Below are 2865 nucleotides of genomic sequence, written 5' to 3' on the forward strand. Positions count from 1 at the left end.
TTCTTCAAAGCACTTTATTTAAAATTTTAAATTATTTTTCTCTTAAATATTTTTCAATACCGTTTACCATTCCTGTTACCATCTTTTCCTGATATTCTGGTGTTGACATTTTTCTATCTTCTTCTGGATTTGACATAAATCCAAATTCAATCAAGGTGTTTGTAACTTTTGACCAGTTTGTTCCTGTCAAGTCATCTCTGTATGAAACTCCACGATTTTTAGCCCCTGTTGCCTTTACATATTCTGATAATATGTCACGTGAGAATTTGTCGCTTGATTTTTGAACACTTTTTGTGTACGGATTTTTTGATGAAGATGTTAGTACCGAAGCTCCTTGTGTTGAGGAATTATTAATTCCGTCAGCATGAAGTCTTATGTATAATGAACATCCTGCGTTATTTGTTTTGATTGCACGTTCTTTATTACTAATGTTGACATCATGAGTCTCTCGTACCATGAACACTTTATACCCTTTATTTTGCAACGCATCTCTTAATTTTAGCCCAACTTCAAGTGTAAGCTCGTATTCATATTTTTTGGTTGCCACTCCTCTTGTTCCAGATGATACTTTGGGCTTTTTCTTAGTTGAACCAGGCCCAATTTCTTCAAGTCCTGAATTTCCCTTAAGCTGATGCCCTGGATCGATACAGATTAACTCATTGCTTTTTTCAGCCGCATTCAATGGAAATGCCATCATCAATCCTGTTATTGCCAAACACAATATTTTTTTTATTCCTTTTTTCATTATTTTTTCCTCCTAAAATTTGAAATCTAAAATATCAGTATATTTATGTCTAACCTCTAACTCTCCTTTTTAATTTTACTTTTAAAGTTCCCCATCATTTTAGTCTACCACATAACAATAAAATTGACAATAACTTTTTTTAAATTTATGTTAATTTTTTAAAAAATACACTTGTTTTTTTGCAAAATCAGGCTATCATATTAGTAGAATGATTTTAAAAATTTTTATATAATAAATAAATGAATATTTAAAATTGTAGGAGGTTTTTATTATGATTTCTTTTATTTTGGCGATTGTCGCACTTATTTTAGGTTATGCATTTTACAGTAAATTTGTAGAAAAAGTTTTCGGAATAGAACCTGACAGAATGCCACCTTCAATCGAATATTACGATGGTGTAGACTATGTAGAAGTTAGCACTCCAAAAGCGTTTTTGATTCAGTTTCTGAATATTGCTGGAACAGGTCCAATCTTTGGAGCTATTGCAGGTGCTTTATGGGGTCCAGCCGCATTTTTATGGATTGTATTTGGATGTATTTTTGGAGGAGCTGTTCATGATTTCTTGATTGGTATGCTTTCACTTAGGGATAAGGGAAGCAGTATTGGTGAACTTGTGGGACAAAATTTAGGTGTTGTGATGCAGCAGATTATGAGAGTTTTCTCAATTGTTTTACTTCTTTTAGTTGGAGTAGTGTTTATAAAATCACCTGCTGATATCCTTCACAATCTGATTCCAGGTGTGAGTGCCATGACTTTTACAATCGTTATCATTGCTTATTATATCTTGGCTACAATCCTTCCACTTGATAAAATTATTGCCAAAATTTATCCAATATTTGGTTTTGCATTGCTGTTTATGGCGATTGGTATTGGAGGAATGTTAATTTATGGACAATTTACAGGTGCTTTTGCAATTCCTGAAATTACTGAAATTTTTAAAGGAAATCCACATCCTAAAGGAGTATCAATGTTCCCTTACTTATTTATCTCAATTGCCTGCGGTGCTGTAAGTGGTTTCCATGCTACTCAGTCTCCAATGGTTGCACGTTGTATAAAAAATGAGACTGAAGGAAGAAAAGTATTTTATGGTGCAATGATTGCAGAAGGTGTTGTTGCATTAGTTTGGGCTGCCGCTGCAATGACAGTATTTGGCGGAATTAAAGAACTTGCCGCTGCCGGAACTCCTGCAGTTGTTGTAAATAAGGCATCTGTTCAATTACTTGGTGTATTTGGAGCATTTTTGGCTGTGCTTGGTGTTGTTGCCTGCCCAATTACGTCAGGAGATACTGCCTTCAGAGGTTCAAGATTAATCATTGCTGATATTTTCAAAATCAAACAGTCCCCAATAAAAAATAGATTTTTAATCGCAATACCTTTATTTGTTGTTGGTATTTATTTAACAACTATTGATTTTAACATTATCTGGAGATACTTCGCATGGGCAAATCAAACTTTGGCGGCAGTTTCATTATGGACTGCGACAGTATGGCTTGTTAAGAAAGAAAAACCTTTCTTATTCGCATTAATTCCTTCAATGTTTATGACAATGGTTGTTACAACTTACATAATAATCGCTCCAGAAGGATTTGTAAGATTTTTCAAGAATGTGCCTGTTCACACTATTGAATTTTATGGTATTTTAATTGCAAGCATAGTTACAATCATCTGTACAGCATTATTATTTAACTATAAACATCATTTGCATGGAAAATCTCATCACGCTGGACATTTACACATTGCAAAATAAAATAATTAAATAAACAAAAAAATACAGTCAAACAAGGTTTTATTCAGAATTCTTTGCTTGACTGTTTTTTATATTCTCTATTATTTCAAGGGATTCCAGCTTCTTTCAACATTTTTTTGCATTTCATTTACATTTTGAGGTGAACCTTCAACACTTATTAAATAAATCTTTCCATTATATCCAATATAGTTACTTATCCATCTCTTTCCAGAAATTCTTTTAACTTTTACCTGTTTACCTTTATATCCATTTATTATAATATTTCTCATTTCAAGGTTATCTCTTGTATGCCCAGCATTCAAAAGTCCATTGTATTGATTTTTTGCTACTTCATCTACTAAATCTATCAAATTATTATTTTTATTATTTAAAT

3 protein-coding genes are annotated in these 2865 nt (G+C 32.4%); 1 reads left to right on the forward strand and 2 read right to left on the reverse strand.

All coding sequences use genetic code 11. The features are described from left to right. Window positions 1–31: 31 nt before the first annotated feature. Window positions 32–697 (reverse strand): N-acetylmuramoyl-L-alanine amidase, encoded by a 666-nt coding sequence (locus Q0370_RS03760; RefSeq protein ID WP_299572313.1) that lies wholly within the window; start codon window positions 695–697, stop codon window positions 32–34. Window positions 698–1016: 319 nt separating this feature from the next. Between Q0370_RS03760 and Q0370_RS03765 the strand changes: the two genes are divergently transcribed. Further along, window positions 1017–2492 carry a carbon starvation protein A gene (locus tag Q0370_RS03765; protein ID WP_299572309.1) on the forward strand — a complete coding sequence of 492 codons (1476 nt, stop codon included), beginning with the start codon at window positions 1017–1019 and terminating at the stop codon, window positions 2490–2492. 80 nt (window positions 2493–2572) lie between these two features. On the opposite strand, the gene Q0370_RS03770 is transcribed toward Q0370_RS03765, so the two are convergent. Beyond that, window positions 2573–2865: hypothetical protein (locus Q0370_RS03770; protein WP_299572311.1), on the reverse strand; the 293-nt coding region annotated here is incomplete at its 5' end.

Source organism: uncultured Leptotrichia sp. (assembly GCF_938036635.1).
Taxonomy (GTDB): Bacteria; Fusobacteriota; Fusobacteriia; order Fusobacteriales; family Leptotrichiaceae; genus Leptotrichia; species Leptotrichia hongkongensis.

Excerpts from the sequence above, each read along its gene's own strand:
- Q0370_RS03760 (WP_299572313.1), bottom strand. The coding sequence starts at position 697 with ATGATGGCATTTCCATTGAATGCGGCTGAAAAAAGCAATGAGTTAATC.
- Q0370_RS03765 (WP_299572309.1), top strand. The coding sequence starts at position 1,017 with ATGATTTCTTTTATTTTGGCGATTGTCGCACTTATTTTAGGTTATGCA.